Below are 19,830 nucleotides of genomic sequence, written 5' to 3' on the forward strand. Positions count from 1 at the left end.
GCGGCCGGCATCGTCCGGCCACCGCTATGCCAGCAGCGCTTTAAGCCGTTCCAAGCCCGACTTGATGTCATCGGCAAGGCGTAAGGCCTCCGGAGTGCCTTCCGTTGCTTGCTGCGCCGCCCAGCTGCAAAACTCCGCCATCAAAGAAGCCTTCTCGGCGGTGATTTTCGACTGGCGAAGGCCATCCTCAATAAGGGGGATTAAGCCGGCCGCTGCGCGCAGCCTGTTCAATGCAGGCGTGGATTCGGGGATTTTCGACATGCAGACATTTTAGCGGCGGGGCGCCCGACAAGCCACGGCAATCGATGGCGGCCAAACGGCGGATAGCTCTGTCATGCCGACCGCGGGCATCCTGTATCCAACTACGCTCCAATCGGGACTTCGTGCGGCTCCCTGTGTAGATCCATATCGATCACGGCATCCGCCATAGCGGTCAGTTCCGGCGTCTGGGACACGAAAAACTCCCGCTGGTAACCCCCCAGCCGCAGCACCTCCTGCTTCATCGCCATGAACATGTGCTTGCGCTCGGGGTCCAGCGGCCCATCGGCCTCGTCCGAGAACAGCGCACCGTAGCGGCGCCCGGTATGCTGGGCAAGGTACAGCGCCACCGCCCGGATCAGGCACTCGTTGATCCAGACCCGTTCGCCGCCGCTCATCAGGCCGACGCTCTTGCTCTCGCCCGACTCGCCGTCATGCACCACGATGTCGAAGCCCTCCTTCTGTTCGCTTTTTCCCGTCTCCACCAGCGTCTGGATCGACACCGTGAAGCGGGGACCGTAGCAAGCGAGCAGGAGGTCATTGGCGAGTGCCGACAACGCCGGACCGGCGTCATCGATGGCTAGCGCGATCAGCCCATCGTTGCTCATGCACTTGGCGAACAGGTTCCAGTTGCCCAACTCGGTTTCGACCTGAGCGATGCGGCTGGCCACCCGTGCATGGCGGCCGGCCAGGGCCGTTGCCTGCTGCATCAGGACACCCAGGGTTTCGGCATCCCGCACTGCGTTCAGATGGGCCTGCTCGGCGGCAGTAACCGACTGTGCCGCCTGTTCCATCCTAGTCTGTGCATCGATCAGGCGTTGCTCGTCATAAGGTGCAGGCAAGGCCGCCAGCGCCTGCTTGAGCCGGTCCAGCGTAGCGCGATAGTGTTTGGCCTGCTGTTCGTGCTGGTAGGCGATCGCCTGCCGTGCCGCGCCGATCTGCTGGTGCTCGGCCGCCTCCTCCGGCGTCTCCACCGGCCGATCAGCCGCGGAATCGGGGCCCGGCGCCGTCCCCAGTTCCGTCAACTCCTGGTCGATCTCAGCCAGCGTAGCCCAGGCCCGCGCCATTTCGCCGGCCTGGGCGGCCAGCAGCGCAAACCGCGAGGCACGCGCCCGGGCACGCTCGGCCCGGTGCTCGGCTCGAGCCAATGCCTGCGGCGCAGCGGCGAGGGCCTGATGCTGTTCGCGCAAGGCGTCCAGTTCTTTCTGTACCGTCGACTTCTCGCGCCCCAGGCGCTGGATCGTCCCCTCGGCGCTGGGCATCAGGGCCTGGGCTTCCCGCGCATCGCCTAGGAGCTTGCATTGCCCCTGCAGATCGGTACCCGCACACGGCACCTCGCCGGTCAGCCCGAAGCGCCGCGCCAACTCCTCGGCCTTGAGCACCGCCTGCCCGGCCTCGCGCTCGATCCCGGACAGGTTCTGCTGGGCCATCCGCTCCGTAGCCTGGCACTGGGTCAGGTGTTGAACGTGCTCCCGCCACGTTCCGACCTGGGCTGATCGTAGCGACAAGACGCGCTCTGCCAGTGGCAGACGGCGCTCTCCATGCCGCACGGCTTGCGCACCCGCCAGCAAGGTGAGGCACTGCCGGCGCTGGTTCTGCAAGACCTGCCGCCGGCTGCGCTCCTGACCGAGACGCTGGGCGATACGCTGGTCCAGCCGTTCCAGCCGCTGTTGCTCGCCCCGATCCTGTGCCTGCAAGGCTTCGATGACCTCTTTGCCGGTCTGGATCACGGCTTGGCATTCGCCCTGAAGTTGTCGCCGGCGCGCTTCCACGCCTTGCGCCTGCTCTCGCTCGGCGAGCAACCGGGCATGCCGGGTTCGCGCCGACTCCTGCTCGGCCTGGGCCGCCTGTCGGGTCGACAGACTTTGCGCGACGCGAGCCTGGGCGCCATCGAGCCGCCGCTGTTCGCCCTCGATCCGCCGCGCCTCCTCGTCCAGCGAGGCCTGTTCCTGCCGGATCGCCGCGAGGCCCGTCCTGAGGAGACGCGCCGTCTCGGCCGCTTTCTGGCCGAGCGCCCGGATCTGGTCCTGCCCGAGCAGATCGGCCAGCAGGGTCTTGATCTCGGCATTGCGGTAGGCGCTCAGCTGCCGCTTGCCCTGGGCCGAGAACACCGAGGTGAAGAAGGTGTCGGCGCTGCCGCAGATGGCGTCGACGCAGCGGGTATAGGTGTCCACCTTGCCGTCGGACACGGTGCCGTCGTCCAGTGCCACCGGTTTCCAGGCGCCATCGTCGGCGAGCACGAAGAGGAAGGCTTCGGTCTTGCGCCGGCCGTTGAGCCGGACCACGACCTGCGAGCGGTAACTACGGCCGTCGTGCGCCCAGATCAGGTCTTTCTCGTTCTCGGGCAGACAGACGTGGTCGTAATAGGAGAAGCCGCCTGGACCGGCCACACCGGCTCGCGAGGGCATCGTGAGATACGGGTGCATGTTGTCCATCACGGTGGTCTTGCCACGCCCGTTGGCGCCGACGATGGCGACCAGTTCGGCGCCGTCGGCCAGTCGTTCGAAGTCGAGAGTCAGGACATCGCGTCCCAAGCCATCGCGGATGCCGCGAAAGCCTTTGAGGGTGAGTGAAAGCGGTTGCATGGTGGGGTTCTCCTGCGGGATGACCCATTCAGTCTCCCGCATGAAAAAGGGTCTGCAAGCCCGTCCCCAAGGGGACGGATCCGGCAAGGTCAGGACGACAGCGCAGGCGCCAAATCAGGCTGCGGCGAAGACCGGGTGACAGGGGTTTCGACGCCTGCCGCGCACGCCGGACCGGCCTGCCTCCGCAGCACCCCCTCGGCAATGGCTTCCGGCGCCTGACTGGAGAGCGCCTGCAGGCACGCGAGCAATAGATCGGCCCGCGCCTCGGTCACCTGCGCCCAGACCCGAACCTTGTCCGCCAGATTCGCCAGTTGCGAAATCCCGGCCGCCCGCGTGCGCACCACGGGGACGATCCGCCCTTCCAGCTTGGTCTCCATCGCCCCGGCCAGCAGGCGCTCGATTGCCGCGCGGTCGACTTCGTGGCGATCTTCGTCGGCGACGGTCCAGCGCACGCGCACGAACGCGCCGGCGACGTCCTGCTGCGCGACGGTGGCCCGCAGGGCCTCGAGGTCGGGCTTGCCGTCGAACACGATATCGATGGTCCGGCGCGCGGGCGTGGGCTCCAGCCGGTAGCGTGCCTGATCAGCATCGACCTCCCACAGCAGGAACCCCTTCTCCCCCTCCTCGCCATAGTGGAAGCGGCTGATGGAACCGGCATAGGCGATACATTGCCCGCCTGCCGCGCCTTCTGCTGCCCAGAACTGATGGCGGTGGATGTGCCCGAGCATGAAGGCCTGCGCCTCGGCGGCGAACACCGCCCCGGTGGTGAACTCGTGATCGAAGCCGGCCATCGGCACGCCGTGCTCGCTGATGCAGCCGAACACGGTGCCATGCGAGACGCCGATCGTGGGTACACGTTGCCGCCGGGCCGCGCGATGGATCGGCGCGTAACCGCGCAGCAAGCAGGCGAGGTTTTCGCCGACGGCCTGGGCGGCATCCGCTGCACCGACCGCCGCCGCGACCGCGGCCTTGTTCGCCGTGGGTACGCAGGAAAACAGCGCGCGAGCACCGGCCGGCAGCCGGTCGAAGCACCAGTCCGTCGAAGCCAGCCATTTCCCCTCGGCGATAAGGGCGACCTGCCCGATGCGGTCGGCCACATGCACCGGATGCCGTCCGCCCAGCAGCCCGAAGATTGCCAAGGTACCCGGCGGCTCATGCGAGAAAGTCCCTTGCAGCATCAGCACCGGGCAATGATCGGCCAGCCGCCGGACCTGGGCGAACAGCCGTTCGGCGGCCGGCGCGTGCAAGTCCAGGCCATGGTCAGTGGCATCGCCCGATAGGACTGCCGCCTCCACGCCCAGCGCTATGGCGCGGTCGATGGCGGCGCCGAAGCAGCGATCGGCCTCGACCAGGTTCTTCGTACCGTAGTGCAGATCGGAGAAATGGGCGAGGCGGATCATGATGCCCTCCCGCGGGAGGAGAGTTGCAGTTCGCTCTCGATCTTGTCGAGATAGCCCGGCGGGTCGTGGCGGTAGCGCTCCAGTTCGTCCCAGGCGCGGGCACGGCCATGCGGGTTGATCTTCCAGCCCCTTCCCCACCGCCGATCGGCATACGCCTGGTAGCGTTCCGGCGCGATCCTGTAGGCCTGCACACGTGCCATCAGTTGCTCAAGGCTGGGATGCCCTTCGCGCAGTGGTGGCGCCTCGCCGGATGCCGCCTCGGTCGCCGTCACCGCCTGGCTCTCGGCCGCCTCCGGCTGTAGCGGCTCGGCGCTCGCCGCAACCGAGCTCCCCTGAAGCACCTGCGTCGCCAGTTGGGCCTGGACCAGGGCCGTCTCGGCATCCTCGTTGTCGCGCAGCAAGGCCGTCACATCCACCGGCGCCTCAAGGTCGATAATCCATTGGGGTACGCGCACCGCCCTCCCCTGCTCGTCGATGTGGGCTACCTCCATTAGTTTCTTGGTCAGGTAGAACGGCGTGCGCTGCCGGTCGAGGAAGCCCGAGATGCGCCCGCCGCGCAGGAAGCCCACCGTCTCGAATTTCTGAATCGCCGAGTTCATCGCATAGAAGCTGTTGGTGTGCAGTTCGAAGGCGCTGATCGAACGGATGCCGGGGATGAAGAACAGGAAGCGTCCGGTCAGGTTGCACTGGCGCTGTTGGTACTCACGGCAGGTCTCGGGGTGGCATAGGCCGCCGTTGTCCTCGCGGACCATGGTCTTGCGCCCGCCAAAGAGGCGGATCGTGCGCCGGCCCGTCTCGTCGACCGGCACCGGGGCATGGCACATGCAGTGCCGCACCCGGCCATCGGCCGAGTATTGCGACCAGTAGTGCTTCTCGGGCGTCCCCCAGGCCGCCAGTTCGTGCGGTATCACGCTCTGCCAGTAGTCGGAGGGGAACACCACCTGGAAGCGATACAGGCGCCTGCCTTCGCCTCGATCCTCCCCGTAGGCGTCCAGAATCGCACGTGCGATCTCGGGATTGGGGAAGTCCTGTGCCCGCACGGTGAACCACGGCACGTTGCGCGGCACCAGCGGCGTCTTGAGATCGGGCAGAGCCCCGGTGATGGCGCGCTCGATCTGCTCGAAGGACGGGCCCGCGGCTACACCCTGCTCGTAGAGCGCCTTGGCCTGGGGCTCGCCGGCGGCCTTCTTGGTGAGCACCTTGATGCCGGCACGGATTTTGCCGCCGGTGTGAATGCGGGCGGGGCCTTGCCGCAGCAGGGTTGGCACGGCCGTCGTCTCGCCGCCCTGCACGGCGATGACGGGGTGTGCGTTGGGATGGGCCATGACGGCGCTCCTTCATGAACATCGGGACATTCCGACAATTCATGCTCTCGCGACTTCCCCGCGCTTCAACCCCGCCCCGAACCGCTGGCGTTTTGCGCGTGCCATGCGTGATAGATAGACACAATGGAGACTGGCGCCCGCCTTGCTTGCATTCGAGCAAAAGAAGGCTTTCTTACCGATCCTCGCGTTCAGCGACGCCTCGACACTGGGTGCGTCGGCATTACGTACGCTAATCACATGTCCTTCGGGTTGTAGGACCAATCGCCTGGAAGAATGCGATGGGCAACAGACCAACAGACCAACAGACCAACAGACCGAAGGCGCACATCGTGCTGAACGAAACCGGGGGAGCAACTGTCGGCCTGGGCGCATCGGCGCAAGACGGCGCAGGCGCTGGCCATGCGTGCGGAACTTGTGCTGGCCTGCGCGGACGGCATGGAGAACAGGGCCGTGGCGGCGCGATTGCGGGTGACGCCGCAGACGGTTTCCAAGTGGCGCAATCGCTTCGCCGGGCAGCGTCTGGACGAGTTGCTCGATGCGCGGCGCTCGGGGGCGCCGCGCACGATCGACGATCCCAACGTGGAAGCCGTGATCGCCCGCACGCTGGAGACCGTGCCCGAGACCGCCACGCACTGGAGCAGCCGCAGCGTTGGCCCGCAAAATGGGCCTGTTGCAGACGGTGGTCAAGCACACCTGGCGCGCCTTCGGCTTGCAGCGCCACCGTCAACAGACCTTTAAGCTCTCCACCGATCCGGTACCTCGACACGCACAACGCAGATCCCACGCCCTTCGTCTGGACAAAGACGCCCGATGACGTCCTAGCCAGTATTGAACGCATTTGTCTGGGAATTTCTAACTCACGACGTGCCTCACAACCCAAGCGCCTGTCGGGCGGCGGCCTCGTCGATCACTCCCGAGACTCCGACACGGCCCCCGTGACCGTCGAACAGCAGGGTGCGCGGCAGTTCCCCGCGCCATCTGGCGTCGAGGGCGTGGGCAAGCGCTTCGGGCGCCTCGTTTCCATACGCATAGCGCGGACCGGCGACTGCGAGGCGATCGAGGAGTTCGGCGGCCGCCTCGACCACCGGCTCGGTGGCGATCGTCATCAAGCGCAAGCGGGGATTGCCGCGCGCGAGCGCGGCCAGGAGCGCCAAGTTCTTCTTGCAATAGGCGCAATCCATCGACCACAGGGCGACGACGGTCGGCGCGGTATGCGCCTTCGGGTCGGCGAGCATGGCGGCCTGGCTGCGGTCCATGGCCACGAAGTGTTCAGCCGCGGCGGCGCCGAAGGCGAGGCCGCCGATGAGCAGGAAGGTAACGATCCTCAATTCAGCGCATACCCTCGCAAGCCCTCGGCCTCGGTGTGCCAGAAGGCGAAAAAGTCACCGTTGCGCGTCAGCAGGCGCGGCTGGTCCGTCGCGCCGGCGGACGCCGCGAGTTCGAGCGCGTGGAAGCGGCGGCCGCCGTCTTCGACGATCTCGGCGCGCAAACGCGTGCGCTCGCCGTCGAACTCCTTCCACACCACTGCCACCCGGTCGCCCGCGGCGGCAACGTCGGCGTGGGCAGCGCCCTCGCCGCCGAGCGGGCGCTGCCCCTCCACCGCGCCGCTGCGCAGGCGGCCGTAGAACACCCGGCCCTCGCCATCGCGCTCGCTGAACCACACCGCATGGCGCGTGCCATCAGCGCCCACCGCGAGGCCCGGACCGTGGTGGGGGCAGGCGTCGATGCGCCAGTGGTCGAAAGTCGCACGCTCTACTGCTGCCGGCGCACCGTCAGGGCCCAGGCTGGCCAGAGCGTGGTCGCGTTCGTTGGCCTCGAACACCTGGCGCCAAAAAAAGAGCGGCGTGCCGTCCGCGTCCGCTGCGGCGGCGATCCGGCAGCACTCGCAGGAGTGGTCGGCGACCTTGCGCTCGGGCTGGAAGGTCCTGCCGCCGTCGCCCGAGACCGCGGCGTAGAGCGCCGTGCCCCGGTAATCCTGCCCGGCCGCCGTGGCGGCTTCCAGATCCCGTTTGTCGATCCATGCCACCACAACGCGCCCGTCGCTGGCGACCATCAGGGACTCGAAGCGGTGGGTGATCTCGCTTTGGTCACGGTGGACCGTGATCGGCGCAGCGAAGTGGCCGTCGCCTGCGCCGCGCGCGAGGCGGATTTCTCCGCTGAAGCGCCTGGCGAGCGGCCGGGTCCATGACACGAGGACCACTCCATCTGCGGCGAAGGCGATCTTGGGGCGGTTTTCGCCGTCGGCGGAGATTGGTTCCGGCGTAGCATTCACCACCACCGGCGCGCCCCAGCTCGTGCCCGCGTCCGCGCTGCGGTAGAGGAGGACCTGCTCGCCGCGCTTGACCACGGCGTGGAGCGTCCCGTCGGGGGCGAAGGCGGCGCTAGCGCCGAGCTCGCTGCGGGCCGTGGCGCCATCATGGCTCCGGCCTGGGGGCGGGAGTTCCACGGCGGCCGCGAACGTGGTGGCAACGGCCATGGCGGCCAAGACGGCTCGACGGGCGAGCAGCGTGCCCCAACCGGGCGTTCCGCGGCGACGCGGGCGCGCCGTCGCCTCGATATTGTCCAACATTTTTTCGTATCCCATGTCCGTCAGAGCTCGACCTTGACTTCGACGTAGCCGGTGCGCCCCGGATACGGGTGGTAGACGTAGTAGCGGCGATCTGTGAGGTTGTCGACGCCGACGCCGACGCTGCCCCACTTGCCCATCTCATAGCCGAGCTTGACGTCGGCGACGGTGTAGCTGGAAATCCCGCCGAAAGTGTCATCGTTGTGGTCGCTGTTGTCGAGGGTGCCGTACTGGCGGCCGGCATGGCGCACACCGAGGGAAGCCAGCCACGGACCGCTCCGGTAGCTCCCCAGCAGCGAGGCTCGCAGCCTGGGCGCGCGCGGCCAGTCCTTGCCCTCGGCCGCGGTGTAGGCGGCATTCTCCAGGGTCTTGGGCTGGACCAGGGCGAGGCTCGCCTCCAAGTCTAGGCCGCGCGCGACGACGTCGGCGCCGCGCCAGGCCAGTTCCGCACCGCGAGTGCGCACCCGGTCCACATTCTGCACCGTGCTCACCGTGGTGGCGCCGACGGTCTGTTGCTGGAGGAAGATGGCGTCGCGCACGTCGTCCTCGAACAGCGACACCCGCAGGCTGCTCTTCTCGCCCTCGCGGATGAAGGCGAGTTCCTTGGCGTCGCTCTTTTCCGGCTTCAGATCGGGATCGTTGCCTTCCGCAAGCCAGACCGGGGCGAGCCGCAGAAGGGGCATAGGGGAGGCGCCGGTGGGCGAATCGACGGCGGCCTGGGCGCCGAACCAGCCGGCCAGGTAGAGGCCGGCAGCAAACATCGCGCTCATCGCCGCAGCCGCGGCGATGAGCGGGCCGGCTTCTGCCGCCCACAGGCGGGCTGCAGCGATCACGAAAGGGTTCTTGTTCATGGCCCTGAGTTGGGACTCGGGCGCGGACGGTTTTCACACCCCGAAAGGTGAAGCGCCGAGCAGCGCTTCGCCCCTGTTCGCGGGCCTGGCCGGTTCAGTGAAATCGCCGCGGCAGTAGTCCGTACTCGCGAGCCTGCCTCTCCAGGAACTCGCGGTCGTCAGGATGGGCGATGGATATAAGCGCGGCCACCCGTTCCGGAACGCTCTTGCCCTTGAGATTGACGATCCCGTACTCGGTGACCACGTACATCACGTCGGTGCGCGGAGTGGTCACCACCGTGCCCGGGGCGAGCCCCGAGACGATGCGCGAGCGTGGCTCGCCGTCTTTCGAGTAGCGCGAGGACAGGCAGATGAACGACTTCCCGCCTTCGGACATAAAGGCGCCCCGCACGAATTGGAGTTGGCCGCCGGTGCCCGTGCAATGCTTGAACCCGGCGCTCTCCGAGGCGACTTGTCCGAGGAGATCGATCTGCATGGCATTGTTGATCGACACGACCCTACGGTTGCGCGCAATGTTCTCGGTGAGGTTGGTCTCATCCACGGGCAGGCTCAGGCACATTTCGTTGCTGTCGATGAAATCGTAGGTACGGCGGGTGCCGAGGGCGAACGTGAAGACGATCTTGCCGCGGAACGTGCTCTTTCGCCACCCCGTGACCTTGCCTGCCTCGACCAGGTCTACCATGCCATCCACGAACATCTCGGTGTGTATGCCGAGGTCCTTGATCGGGGCCGTAGCCAATGCCGAACACACTGCGTTCGGCATGCCGCCGATGCCGATCTGCAGGCACGCACCATCCTCGATTTCGGGCAGAATGAATTCCGCCACCCGGTGGTCGATCTCAGAGATCGGCGCACTGGGCAACTCGGTCAGCGGGGCGTTGTCGCCCTCGATAACGAAATCGACCTGGGAGATGTGCAGCGCATTCTCGATCCCACAGCAGCGTGGCATCGTCGTGCTGGTCTCCACCACGACGCGCCGGGCGGTGTCGCACGCCGCCTGCAGGTAGCTGTTGCTGGCGCCGAAATTGAAGAATCCATGCCGGTCCATGGGAGCAGTCTTGATGACCAGCACGTCCGTGTCGAGGTGCTGCCTATACAGCCGCGGCCCTTCGCCGAAGTTGAACGGGATGTAACTGATGAGGCCGTCGTCGTACTTTCGCCGATCGTAGCCGGAGAAGTGCCAGTTTTCGACGTGAAAGTGGCGCTGGTCGCGGTCCAACTCGACCACCTGACGCGGTTTGACCGAAAGCGCGCTGCGCACGCGGACGTTGGCGAGTTCGTCCTTGCGGGCAGCCAGTGCCGCGTCAAACAACTCGGGTTGGCTGAGCGCAAAGCCATAGTCGACCGTCCAGCCGCTTTGCACGAGTGCTGCGACTTCGTCCGCGGTCACGGCCTTCTCGGAAAGCATCCGTTCGAAATTCATTGTAGTGCTCCTTACTCCATCATTGAAATCATCGCATCTCCCGCCGCAGCACCTGTCGCTGCCGGCAGTGTCTTCCGTCGACGCCCTTCTCAGCCGAGTTCGGGAAAATCCTCGTACCAGAACTCGGTCGCCTCGCGATGCGAGACATCCGTGCGCTGCAATTCCTTCTGGCGCAGCTCGACGCGGCGGATCTTGCCGGAGATGGTCTTGGGTAGATCCGCGAACTCGAGGCGCCGCACGCGCTTGTAGGGCGCGACCTTGTCGCGCACGAAGCGGAAGATTTCGCGCGCCGTGTCGCGGTCCGGGGTCGCACCGGCGCGCAGGACGACGTAGGCCTTCGGGACCGACATCCGTACGGGGTCGGGGCTGGGCACCACTGCGGCTTCCACTATTACGTCATGCTCGATCAGCAGGCTCTCGAGCTCGAAGGGGCTGATGCGGTAATCCGAGGACTTGAACACATCGTCGGCACGTCCGACGTGCCACAGATAGCCGTCCTCGTCGATGCGCGCGACATCTCCGGTATGGTAGTGGCCGTCACGCATGACTTCGGCGTTCTTGGCCTCACCGCCCTCGTAGCCCTCCATCAATCCGAGTGGCCGCTGGGCGAGAGGGAGGCTCAGCTCGCCCTCGACGCCGGGCTGTCCGTCGGCATCGAGCAGCGCCAGGCGATAGCCCGGCAGCGGTCGGCCCATCGAGCCGTAGCGGACTGGCTGCCCGGGCGGATTGCCAACCTGCGCGGTGGTCTCCGTTTGACCGTAGCCGTCGCGGATAGAAAGGCCCCACGCCATTTTCACCTGCTCGATCACTTCCGGATTGAGCGGTTCGCCCGCGCTCGCCAGCTCCCGCAACATGACCGGCCAGTGGGCCAGATCTTCCTGGATCAGCATCCGCCACACGGTCGGTGGCGCACACAGGGAGGTCACCTCATGCCGGGTCAGCACGTCCAGGGTGGCCCTCGCGTTGAAGCGGGGCGCGTTGTAGATAAAGACCGTCGCCCCCGCATTCCAGGGGGCGAAGAAACAGCTCCAGGCGTGCTTGGCCCAACCGGGGGAGCTGATGTTGTAATGAATGTCGCCGGGTCTGAGGCCAAGCCAGTACATGGTCGATAGATGGCCGACCGGATAGCTCTGATGGGTGTGGAGCACGAGCTTGGGTTTGGAGGTGGTACCCGAGGTGAAGTAGAGGAACAGGGGATCGGTGGCCCGGGTCGGACCGTCCGGCATGAAGCCACTGTCGGCATTGCGCGCGCCCTGCAATTCCATCCAGCCGTCCACTGGACCATCCGTGCAGATTCGCGTCAGCTCTCCAGCCAGGCCCGCGAATTTGTGCGTGTCTTGAGCGGCGCAAAGGATGTGCGCGATGCGGCCTCGCTCGATACGATCGCGCAGGTCCTTCGGGGTGACCAGGGTGGTGGTCGGAACAACGACCGCGCCGAGCTTGATTGCCGCAAGGGTGGCTTCCCAGAGGGGCACGACATTGCCGAGCATGATCAGAATGCGGTCTCCGCGCTGGACCCCGAGGGCGCGCAGGAAGTTCGCCACCTGGTTGGACCGCTGCGACATCTCGCCAAAACTGATCCTGGTCTGTGACCCCGACTCGTCCACCACCAACAGGGCCGCGCCGTCGGTCCGGGCCAGGCTGCCGTCGAAGTAATCGAGCGCCCAATTGAACTCGTTGAGCACGGGCCAGTGAAAACTGCGATAGGCGGCATCGTAATCGGTACGGTGCGCCAGGAGAAAATCCCTCGCCTCATGAAACGATCGGATCGAATCCATTCCTTCCCCTCCTCTTCCTTCAACAATTCTAGTGGCGTCGTGACTTGTCAGCGGAAGGTGCGTCCGCTCCCAGCCTGACTGCCGTTGCGGCCCCAGTGGGGCGCGGCGCGGACGCGCGACTGGTCAGTTCACGCTGTGTTTTTTCGTCTCGGCATCTTCCACGAAACGCATGAGGTGGTTTGCGGAAGACGTGCAGGTAATAGGCAGGCGCCGCGACCCAGGTCGAAAACGGACAGCTGCGAAAGACAGGCGGCGACGAAGCGCCGCGCGTGGGCCGATGAGCCGAAACCGAGGGAACTCAACAAGCGGCCGACACCAGGCAGCGACGCGAGATGGGTGAGGGGGAGCAGCAGATAACGAGCGATGGCGGCGATCCGACGTGCCGAATCGTAGATGGAACTCGTCACGTCGCGCTGCTCCACCATCTCGAAGCCCGCCTGGTCGGCGAGTTCGAGGAACTCGCCTGGCGTGCACGGCGCGGGAAATGTCCAGCCCGCCAGGACGTCGCTCACGTAGCGGCGCTCTTCTTCATTCTCTGGCGCGCGGCATGTACAACCGTCCATTACGACGATCCGGCTGCCCGGACGAAGAAGGCGGTAGAGCTCGGCAACCAGCGCCGGCCGTTCGTTGGCCGGCGTGTAGCACAACGACTCGATGGCGTAGATGCCGTCGAAGGAACCGTCGTCGAAGGGCGTGCCCAGATAGTTTCCGTGGCAAAACGTCGCGTTGCGGATCCCCATTGCCGCGGCGCAACGGCGGGCCGTTTCGACCTGGGCCCGGACCGCAGATAATCCGATCACTTCGCTGTCGGGGCGCAACAGGGCGATGTCGGTTGCCGCGCCGCCGATGCCGCAGCCAGGCTCGAAGACCAGCGGCGCCGAAATTTCGCCAATATCCAACAGGTCGAATGCCCGGCGGGTCGTGTCGCGAATCGCGTCGTCGAGGCTCGCCGCACCCGCCAAATCCCAGCCGTAGTGCAGCTGCGCCGGGTGGTCACAGCGCGCCCAGCCCAGGACGGCGGCAGCTAGCACCGAGCCCGGACTTGCCCACATCTTGTACAGCCCGCCACCAATGTCGTAATGGAGTTCGAGCAGTTCCGCCGCCTCGATCGAAGCAACCGAATCGTACCCGTCGAGGTCTGCGGCGTCATTTCCCATCGCGCCTCCGACTGCTGTGTAACCTGCGCTGCCTGTCAACGATTCAGTCCTCGCTGCTCTGCTGCCCCATAGCGTTGAGGGGCCATGATTGATCAGAACGGTTGATTTCGGAAGACCGGCTTCCAGCGCAGATGACCTTGCTCTCGTGCCCTGCAGGTTCCTGAAGCAGGAAGACGGTCGCGAGCGCGTCATGCAATGCGGCTTCACGCGTAATGGCCGCCCCTTCCCGCACTACCACAGCCCCGTTCCAAACGACCCAATGGAAAAGGATGTCCTCTCTCGCAATGCCCACCCGAAACGGACCTTGATCGAACACATATTCGACATTCATCCCAAAGCTCTCTCGTTGTCCCGTCCCATGCGCCGCAAGGTGCGCTTGGTCGCTAAATGGGCCGCTTGTCGATCACTTCGGTTTCGCCCGTATAATCCTTTCGGAACCGCGGGCTGCGCGGCTTTCTCCAGGGTCACCGATAGCATGACTCGTACCAGTTAGGGCTCAGTACGGAAAAAACGGCAAACCAGACCGGAACCAGACGGCCGGCCAGCCGCCCTCGCGGGGAAACATTTGGTCAGCGGGCGCGGGCTGTGATGCATCTTGAGCCCGTTACGTCGCAGTTTGAAACAGTGGAGCCGCCGACCCTGTTACATGCCCAGCGGCCGAACCGGATCACCCATCCCATGGCTTCCGCCGACTCGGGGCTGCGGTTTGATGGCTGACTGAACGGCTGTCATCGATTCGGCGCGTCCGAAATACTCGGCTCCTCGTCTCCGGCTGCGGCCAGGTACGACACTGACCATCGATCAGACGCTGCGCCGGAGATCTCGTCGAGTCACCAGGCGCAGCAGTCCGTGATCATCGACAGGATCGAGCTGATTCGCTCGGGAAGGATCCGTGTAGTCGGATCGTCGCCCGCCTTGCCGGTTGTCAGGCGACAGCGTAAATTGACCCCCTGACGACACGAAGAACTGACCCCCTTGTTCGCAAGGAGGCAGAAGTTGGAAGCGATGAGTTTGATGGTGAATCCTGTGCGCCCTTTGGGTCACGGAGCACGGGAGATGTTGGAGCCGGAGGCGGTCACGACGATCGTTCGTCTGGGTGAGTTGCGTTGGGGGTCGAAGCGCGCGTGCCAGTTCGTTGGCTGTACCGAGCGTGTCAAGCACCGCCGACAGTCCGAGGTCAAACACGCCATCCATTCAGGGCTCCCGCATCTACCCGAACGTCATCAATCGTCCACCTCCTCCTCGTCCTGCGGTTCGAAGCCGAGCAACTCGGCACGGTACTCATCTGACGTGGCAGCCAGCAGCCGCTTGGTCTTGATGCTGGCCTTGCGTGAGGTGTTCAGCCGAATGAGATTCAGCGCGATGTGGCGTACCAGCGCCAAGTTGTGGGCAACGTGCCCGGTGCGGGCACGGGCGTAGTCGTCGGAGAACTGCACATCCAGGCACCAATGCAGCCGATTCTCTACTTCCCAGTGGCTTCGAACGGCATGCGCGATCTTGTCCGCATCGGGCGGCAGGCTGCTGATGTAGTGACGCCGCTCGACGCTCTTCTTGCCGGCGACGATGCGCGTGCGCTCGAGCGTGGCGAAGCTTCTCAGATCGGGCCACTGCTCGGCCTTGTAGAGCCGCGCGTCGGCCTCGAAGGTCTGGCATAGACGCACTTCCTCGCGTCCATGGCCGCGCGAACGTGTCTCGCAGGTACTGGCTGCTTCGAGCGGCCCGGCCACGCCGGCGTGGGTCAGCAGGATCGAATCGAGCAGCGTGGGATGGTTGTCCTTCACACACAACACGTAGTGCGCACCGCGTTCGCGGATCGTTCGTGCAATGGCCGTCTGGGTGCCCATGGCATCGATGGTGACGATGCAATCCTTGATGTCCAGCACACCCAGCAACTCGGGAATCGCCGTGATTTCGTTGGACTTCTCGCCCGTGGCCACTTGCCCGAGCACCACGCCCACCTCGGCAGCGAAGGCGCTGACCAGGTGCAGCGGCGCGGCCGCCGCCTTGCTCGTGGTGCGCCGACTGCTCTTGCCGTCGATGGCGATCACCTGCTCGTGACCAAGCGCCGGGATCACCATTGCGACCCAACTGCGAAAGGCGCGCTCGAAGCTCTCCGGATCGAGCAGTGCGAACACCCGCTCGAAGGTGTCGGAGGAAGCCACGCCGTAGTCCAGAGTCAGGAAACGGCGCAGCCAGTCGAGCTTCTCCTTGCCCCACTGCGAAATATCCTCGAAGTCGTCGGCGCCGCTGAGCACCGCGCACACCGCCACGGTAAGCAGTTCGTCCAGCCGGTGACGCGTCTGCTGCGCGTTGCGCCAGTCCTCGAGTCCTTCGAACACCTCGACCAGAGCCACCAATTTGTCCGCTTCCATTGCCCGTCCAAAAAGACAGGAAACTACACAAATCGGGGCGCCGTGAACAGGGGCGCGGTAAGCGCATGATCGTCAACGACATTCTTGGGGTGTCAACGACATGCGGGTAGCTGCGGGAGCCCTGGCCATCCATTGCGAGCACAAAGATTTTCATGGCGAAAACGATACCATAATCGGCGGTCTCGCCACTCGGTCCCGAGCCGTGATTCGTTTAGAGTCAGTACTCCTTCAATGACGGAAGAGGCTGGAACATCATGACTATAACCAAGGTTGCGTTACTAGTCCGCTTGGAAGCCAAGCCGGGCGAAGAGTCTACCGTTGCGAGCTTCCTGGAAAAGGAAAACGCACTCGCGCTCGCGAACGAGGAGGAAGCGACGCCGGTATGGTTCGCCTCGCGCCTGGGCCCCTCCATTTTTGGCATTTTCGACGCCTTTGCCGACGACGCGGGCCGACAAGCTCACCGGCCGGCCCAATCGCGGCGGCGTTGATGGTCAAAGCGCCGGAGTTGCTGGCGCAACCGCCGCAAATCGGGCCGGTCGACGTGCTGGCGGCCAAGTTGACCGGCTAGCCGGTCGTCCCCGGACGACTCGTCATGCGTGCGCTGCCGCCGGGGCGGTGGCGCACCAGGCAACGACCTTCGACTGCGCTACGACTTTTTGAGGAGCGCTTTTCGAACTGGATGGAGTGCAAGGCAACGCAGCCGAGCCGATATTGCTTCCTGGCCGGCAGTGCGTCCGTTGCGCGGGGGCACGATGGCGAAGACCGATCCGCTCTGCCCGAATCTGCCTCCGGCCGTCTGATGAACGGGGCGAGCATCCGTCATCAGCCTGCCGGTCACCCCTCTGGCGGCGTCGACCTAGTGCGAGGATGTTCCAGATGTGCCGAGCACGCGGAGGTCGTGCCCTCTGGCGGCGCCCAGTTCATTCATCGAACCCGCCCTCGCGCATCAACTTGTCGTGTACCCGCTCCGTGCCCTTGAAGCGCTCTGGCGCGGGCTTGGGCGATGCGCGAGTCACCAGGGCGCCGACGCCCAACATCGACCCGACGACGCTGACTGCGACGCGTATCACGTCGGTGACCATATCGAGGGCGTCGAGAACCCCGTCTTCAGCCAAGTCGCCATATCGGCCAGTCATGGCGTTGAGTCCGTAAAAGTCCGACTCGTTCGCCAGGGTTCGAGCGAGCACTTCATCCGGGCGCAGCCCCGCATTTCGTGCAATCCACCGGATGGGTGTGTCAAGCGACTGCAGGAAAATGGATGCCCCAGAAGCAACGTCGCCTTCAAGTCGCCCCATCTCTTGCTGCACCTTTTCAGCCGCACGAATCATTGCGACGCCGCCCCCGGGCAGCACTCCCGACTTCGCGGCCGCCAAGAGCGCCCGATGAGCGTTCTCGGCGAGCGGCAAACGCGTCTTGATCTCAACGTCCGTCGGCCCCCCGATATGCAGCTTGGCGCTACCTGCAGCCAGCAACTTCAGCCGCTCCTTTCGCTTCTCGATGTAGTCGAGCTTTGCCGATGGGGAGTCGCCCACGGAAACGTCGCCGCGATCGAGTTCAGCACGCACCAGCGCGATTCGGTCTTCCAATGCAGACGGATTGTTTCCGGCGCCTCTCAGAGTCACACCATCCGCCTCTAGGATTGCTTCGTCCGCCTGCCCCAAGTCACCTTCCGACAGTGATCCCAAAGACCTGAGTGCGAATTCGACGAATCCCTCCCTTCCAAACGCCGTCCCCCCGAATTTGCTCGTCAGGTCAAGCAGGGCCTCGCGACGCGTATCGCCATACATTGGCGCCCTGACGACCGCAACAGCCAAGGTGCCTTCATTTTGATTCCGGACGAGCAGCGTCTCGACGTCGATACCCACCGAGTCGGCCAGAATCAGCAAGGGTCTCCGTGAACTGCGAGCTAGCTCCAGCGCCGGAAGAATCTCGTCCGCCGTCTCGATCGCGTCGCAATGGAAAAGGATAAGTGGCCGGGCGAACTCGACCTGCCCTGTTGGCGGCAACAAGGCCGTGACGAGCGGCACCGTGTCGAAATAACTGCCCTGCGCGACTTCAAGGACGTCCTCGACCGAATTACCCATTTCTACTTCGATCGTGCCTTCAGCCCCGACCCTTTCGAAGGCCTCCACGAGGAGATCCGCCACGCGACGGTCGCCGTTGGCAGCGGTTTGGGCAACGGCGGTGAGCATTCCCCGGTCGGCGCGCCGGGCCATGTCGTTCAGGGCGACCAACGCGGCATAGGCAGCCAAACCCAGACCTCGACGGACCTCCAGGGTATCCGCCCCGGCACCGATCAGTTTGAGCGCCCGCACGGCCAGATCCGCCGTAAAAACGGTTGCAGTGGAGGTGCCGTCGCCAAAGGACTCGGACACTGCGACGGCTGCGTTGCGCAGCAACCGGACACCAAGTTCTTCCTCGCTGTCCGGCAACGACAGGTGACGTGCGACCTCGACGCCGTCCTTGCTGACGTGCGGAGCCAATCCGGCCCGATGCGCAAGCATGACGTGGCGGCCCTGGGGCCCCAGCGTTGTTCCAACCAATTCCGCCAACGCCTTCATTCCGCGGACCAGGGCCAAGTGCGCAGTTAACCCTGTGGTTGTCTTCTTGCAATTTAAACTGATCACGTTCTGCTTCTCATATAATGTTTCTCATCGAACCACGACCAATACTGAGCCTGAGTCCCTTCAGTCTCTTCAAACGGACCCACGCCCACAACAGCTTTCTCTCCGTATAGCAGAGGGATGCACGCACTTCCGCTTCGTCGTCGCGGTCATAAACCTGTTCGAGCAAACCCCGAACAATGTTGACACGCTCATCGCCCAGCTTTTCACTTAATTCTTGGGCAAGGCGCTCCAGTTGTCCGACGCTCTCGCCGAGTGTTGCCGCTGCACCGGCCAGAAAATCTCTTTCTTCTTGACTCATGGTCTCGTAAACGCTGCCCGTCGCGCCCCGGTTTCTTCAAGCGCCGTTCAACCGCCGCTCGCTACGAATTCTTCCCTGTGAACTCTATTGTCGGGAATTCCAAGCTCGCGACAAGCGCCGAGCGCGGCCGCGATCATCGGTCCGGGCCCGCACAGGTAAACGTTCTCGGGTATCTGGCTACTGGCGGCGAAATGTTCTTTGAACGCAGCTACGGCGTTACCACGGTAGCCTTCCCATTCGGCAGAAGGGACCATCAGGGCGAGATGCAGCGTGAGCCCCGGAAGCGTTCGCTTGATGTCCCGGAGTTCCTTCTCGTAGAACATCGTTGCGGTGTCCTGCATGCCGAAGAAGAGGTGACACTCGCCGTTGAATCCTCGCCGCCCGAGCTCGCGCAGCATGCTCGCGAGAGGCGCCAGCCCCGTGCTACCCGCCAGGAACGCAATCGTCCCACCTCTCGCTGGGCTGTCCGCTGGCAGCGTGAAGTCCTCCACCAACTCGTGTTCACGCAGCACGAACTCGCCGAACGGTCCCTTCACGTTGATCGTCTGCCCTGCCGCTGCGCGTTGCTCCAGATAGGCCGCATAGTATCCGCCGGGGACGAGTCGGATCAAGAACTCGAGCAATCCGGCGTCGTTTGGAAGGTTCGCCAGCGAAAACGCCCTGGTCTCGAGCGAATCGGCTGTACTGATTTCGACATACTGCCCGGGAACGAAGTCGAACCGTGCAGGCATTCCTTCGGCGTCGAGTGCCTGCAGCACCAGACGGTAAACGGTGCTAGAGAGTCTCTCCACGCTGACGACGCTCGTCTTCGCCTCGGTAGCCGTAACGGTACCGAGACGGTCGCTGGTATACGGAAACTCAAGGACCAGATCGCTGCGTGGGAAGGTATCGCAGGTGACCACCACCCCGTCCTCTTCTTCGTCAGGCGGCAAGACCTGAACGTTGATATGATCGCCCAGTTCATAGTCGCCCTCGCTGCACAAGGCCTTGCAACTGCCGCAAAACGCCTTTCTGCATTGACACAGCAAACGGACGTTCTGGCGCAACGCCGCGGCGAGCAGGTTTTCGTCCTCGCCGCAATCGTACTCGTATGTCACGCCGTCTTCGAAGCGGGCGACTATTTTATATTGTTGCATCAGCATATACCTTCAGTCTCCTACTAGGGTGTCGCGTCCATCAGTTGGCGTCTC

17 protein-coding genes are annotated in these 19,830 nt (G+C 64.7%); 2 read left to right on the forward strand and 15 right to left on the reverse strand.

The window, feature by feature from the left end:
- Positions 1 to 24: 24 nt before the first annotated feature.
- The 4 genes from TBU01S_RS04185 to TBU01S_RS04200 form a co-directional block, all read right to left on the reverse strand.
- On the reverse strand, positions 25 to 261 hold the full coding sequence (locus TBU01S_RS04185; RefSeq protein WP_068635384.1) for a hypothetical protein: 237 nt from the start codon (positions 259 to 261) through the stop codon (positions 25 to 27).
- 101 nt (positions 262 to 362) lie between these two features.
- Positions 363 to 2,843 carry an AAA family ATPase gene (locus TBU01S_RS04190; protein WP_068635385.1) on the reverse strand — a complete coding sequence of 827 codons (2,481 nt, stop codon included), beginning with the start codon at positions 2,841 to 2,843 and terminating at the stop codon, positions 363 to 365.
- Positions 2,844 to 2,932: 89 nt separating this feature from the next.
- Positions 2,933 to 4,243: a metallophosphoesterase family protein gene (locus TBU01S_RS04195; protein WP_068635386.1), complete on the reverse strand. Its 1,311-nt coding sequence runs from the start codon at positions 4,241 to 4,243 to the stop codon at positions 2,933 to 2,935.
- Complete coding sequence (locus TBU01S_RS04200) at positions 4,240 to 5,568, reverse strand: recombination directionality factor (RefSeq protein WP_068635387.1); 1,329 nt, start codon at positions 5,566 to 5,568, stop codon at positions 4,240 to 4,242. The genes TBU01S_RS04195 and TBU01S_RS04200 overlap by 4 nt, the downstream gene beginning before the upstream one ends.
- A 399-nt stretch (positions 5,569 to 5,967) precedes the next feature.
- On the opposite strand from TBU01S_RS04200, the gene TBU01S_RS04205 reads away from it, so the two are divergent.
- Positions 5,968 to 6,306 (forward strand): helix-turn-helix domain-containing protein, encoded by a 339-nt coding sequence (locus TBU01S_RS04205; RefSeq protein WP_068635388.1) that lies wholly within the window; start codon positions 5,968 to 5,970, stop codon positions 6,304 to 6,306.
- A 131-nt stretch (positions 6,307 to 6,437) separates the two neighbouring features.
- Here TBU01S_RS04205 and TBU01S_RS04210 read toward each other — a convergent pair whose 3' ends face one another.
- The 8 genes from TBU01S_RS04210 to TBU01S_RS04245 form a co-directional block, all read right to left on the reverse strand.
- Positions 6,438 to 6,896, reverse strand: a complete 459-nt coding sequence (locus tag TBU01S_RS04210) for a thioredoxin domain-containing protein (protein WP_068635389.1) — start codon at positions 6,894 to 6,896, stop codon at positions 6,438 to 6,440.
- Complete coding sequence (locus tag TBU01S_RS04215; RefSeq protein WP_174524506.1) at positions 6,893 to 8,137, reverse strand: sialidase/neuraminidase family protein; 1,245 nt, start codon at positions 8,135 to 8,137, stop codon at positions 6,893 to 6,895. Before TBU01S_RS04215 ends, TBU01S_RS04210 begins: the two co-directional genes overlap by 4 nt.
- 20 nt (positions 8,138 to 8,157) lie before the next feature.
- A complete protein-coding gene (locus TBU01S_RS04220; protein ID WP_068635391.1) occupies positions 8,158 to 8,985 on the reverse strand; it encodes a TonB-dependent receptor domain-containing protein in 828 nt (275 codons plus the stop codon).
- Positions 8,986 to 9,079: 94 nt separating this feature from the next.
- On the reverse strand, positions 9,080 to 10,408 hold the full coding sequence (locus TBU01S_RS04225) for an acetyl-CoA hydrolase/transferase family protein (protein ID WP_068635392.1): 1,329 nt from the start codon (positions 10,406 to 10,408) through the stop codon (positions 9,080 to 9,082).
- 89 nt (positions 10,409 to 10,497) lie between these two features.
- Complete coding sequence (locus tag TBU01S_RS04230) at positions 10,498 to 12,186, reverse strand: AMP-binding protein (protein WP_068635393.1); 1,689 nt, start codon at positions 12,184 to 12,186, stop codon at positions 10,498 to 10,500.
- Positions 12,187 to 12,314: 128 nt separating this feature from the next.
- Positions 12,315 to 13,343 (reverse strand): class I SAM-dependent methyltransferase, encoded by a 1,029-nt coding sequence (locus TBU01S_RS04235; RefSeq protein ID WP_068635394.1) that lies wholly within the window; start codon positions 13,341 to 13,343, stop codon positions 12,315 to 12,317.
- A 43-nt stretch (positions 13,344 to 13,386) separates the two neighbouring features.
- A complete protein-coding gene (locus tag TBU01S_RS23755; protein WP_068635395.1) occupies positions 13,387 to 13,674 on the reverse strand; it encodes a hypothetical protein in 288 nt (95 codons plus the stop codon).
- 892 nt (positions 13,675 to 14,566) lie between these two features.
- Positions 14,567 to 15,715: an ISAs1 family transposase gene (locus TBU01S_RS04245; protein WP_083953460.1), complete on the reverse strand. Its 1,149-nt coding sequence runs from the start codon at positions 15,713 to 15,715 to the stop codon at positions 14,567 to 14,569.
- A 254-nt stretch (positions 15,716 to 15,969) separates the two neighbouring features.
- Between TBU01S_RS04245 and TBU01S_RS04250 the strand changes: the two genes are divergently transcribed.
- Positions 15,970 to 16,203, forward strand: a complete 234-nt coding sequence (locus TBU01S_RS04250; RefSeq protein ID WP_245650847.1) for an NIPSNAP family protein — start codon at positions 15,970 to 15,972, stop codon at positions 16,201 to 16,203.
- Positions 16,204 to 16,635: 432 nt separating this feature from the next.
- On the opposite strand, the gene groEL is transcribed toward TBU01S_RS04250, so the two are convergent.
- From groEL to TBU01S_RS04260, 3 genes are read right to left on the reverse strand one after another with little or no spacing between them, the layout of a single operon-like run.
- The gene (gene groEL / locus TBU01S_RS04255; protein WP_169802951.1) at positions 16,636 to 18,342 is read right to left on the reverse strand and encodes a chaperonin GroEL; all 1,707 of its coding nucleotides are present in this window, start codon (positions 18,340 to 18,342) and stop codon (positions 16,636 to 16,638) included.
- 10 nt (positions 18,343 to 18,352) lie between these two features.
- Positions 18,353 to 18,640 carry a hypothetical protein gene (locus TBU01S_RS23760; protein ID WP_157659093.1) on the reverse strand — a complete coding sequence of 96 codons (288 nt, stop codon included), beginning with the start codon at positions 18,638 to 18,640 and terminating at the stop codon, positions 18,353 to 18,355.
- A 47-nt stretch (positions 18,641 to 18,687) separates the two neighbouring features.
- On the reverse strand, positions 18,688 to 19,782 hold the full coding sequence (locus TBU01S_RS04260; RefSeq protein ID WP_068635397.1) for an FAD-binding oxidoreductase: 1,095 nt from the start codon (positions 19,780 to 19,782) through the stop codon (positions 18,688 to 18,690).
- Positions 19,783 to 19,830 lie beyond the last annotated feature (48 nt).

This window comes from Thauera butanivorans NBRC 103042 (assembly GCF_001591165.1).
GTDB classification, from domain to species: Bacteria; Pseudomonadota; Gammaproteobacteria; order Burkholderiales; family Rhodocyclaceae; genus Thauera; species Thauera butanivorans.

What these genes read in the sequence shown, in the direction of transcription:
- TBU01S_RS04185 (WP_068635384.1), bottom strand. Translation starts at nt 261, where the DNA reads ATGTCGAAAATCCCCGAATCCACGCCTGCATTGAACAGGCTGCGCGCA.
- TBU01S_RS04190 (WP_068635385.1), bottom strand. Translation starts at nt 2,843, where the DNA reads ATGCAACCGCTTTCACTCACCCTCAAAGGCTTTCGCGGCATCCGCGAT.
- TBU01S_RS04195 (WP_068635386.1), bottom strand. Translation starts at nt 4,243, where the DNA reads ATGATCCGCCTCGCCCATTTCTCCGATCTGCACTACGGTACGAAGAAC.
- TBU01S_RS04200 (WP_068635387.1), bottom strand. Translation starts at nt 5,568, where the DNA reads ATGGCCCATCCCAACGCACACCCCGTCATCGCCGTGCAGGGCGGCGAG.
- TBU01S_RS04205 (WP_068635388.1), top strand. Translation starts at nt 5,968, where the DNA reads ATGCGTGCGGAACTTGTGCTGGCCTGCGCGGACGGCATGGAGAACAGG.
- TBU01S_RS04215 (WP_174524506.1), bottom strand. Translation starts at nt 8,137, where the DNA reads ATGTTGGACAATATCGAGGCGACGGCGCGCCCGCGTCGCCGCGGAACG.
- TBU01S_RS04220 (WP_068635391.1), bottom strand. Translation starts at nt 8,985, where the DNA reads ATGAACAAGAACCCTTTCGTGATCGCTGCAGCCCGCCTGTGGGCGGCA.
- TBU01S_RS04225 (WP_068635392.1), bottom strand. Translation starts at nt 10,408, where the DNA reads ATGAATTTCGAACGGATGCTTTCCGAGAAGGCCGTGACCGCGGACGAA.
- TBU01S_RS04230 (WP_068635393.1), bottom strand. Translation starts at nt 12,186, where the DNA reads ATGGATTCGATCCGATCGTTTCATGAGGCGAGGGATTTTCTCCTGGCG.
- TBU01S_RS04235 (WP_068635394.1), bottom strand. Translation starts at nt 13,343, where the DNA reads ATGGGAAATGACGCCGCAGACCTCGACGGGTACGATTCGGTTGCTTCG.
- TBU01S_RS23755 (WP_068635395.1), bottom strand. Translation starts at nt 13,674, where the DNA reads ATGAATGTCGAATATGTGTTCGATCAAGGTCCGTTTCGGGTGGGCATT.
- TBU01S_RS04245 (WP_083953460.1), bottom strand. Translation starts at nt 15,715, where the DNA reads ATGGAAGCGGACAAATTGGTGGCTCTGGTCGAGGTGTTCGAAGGACTC.
- TBU01S_RS04250 (WP_245650847.1), top strand. Translation starts at nt 15,970, where the DNA reads ATGACTATAACCAAGGTTGCGTTACTAGTCCGCTTGGAAGCCAAGCCG.
- TBU01S_RS23760 (WP_157659093.1), bottom strand. Translation starts at nt 18,640, where the DNA reads ATGAGTCAAGAAGAAAGAGATTTTCTGGCCGGTGCAGCGGCAACACTC.
- TBU01S_RS04260 (WP_068635397.1), bottom strand. Translation starts at nt 19,782, where the DNA reads ATGCTGATGCAACAATATAAAATAGTCGCCCGCTTCGAAGACGGCGTG.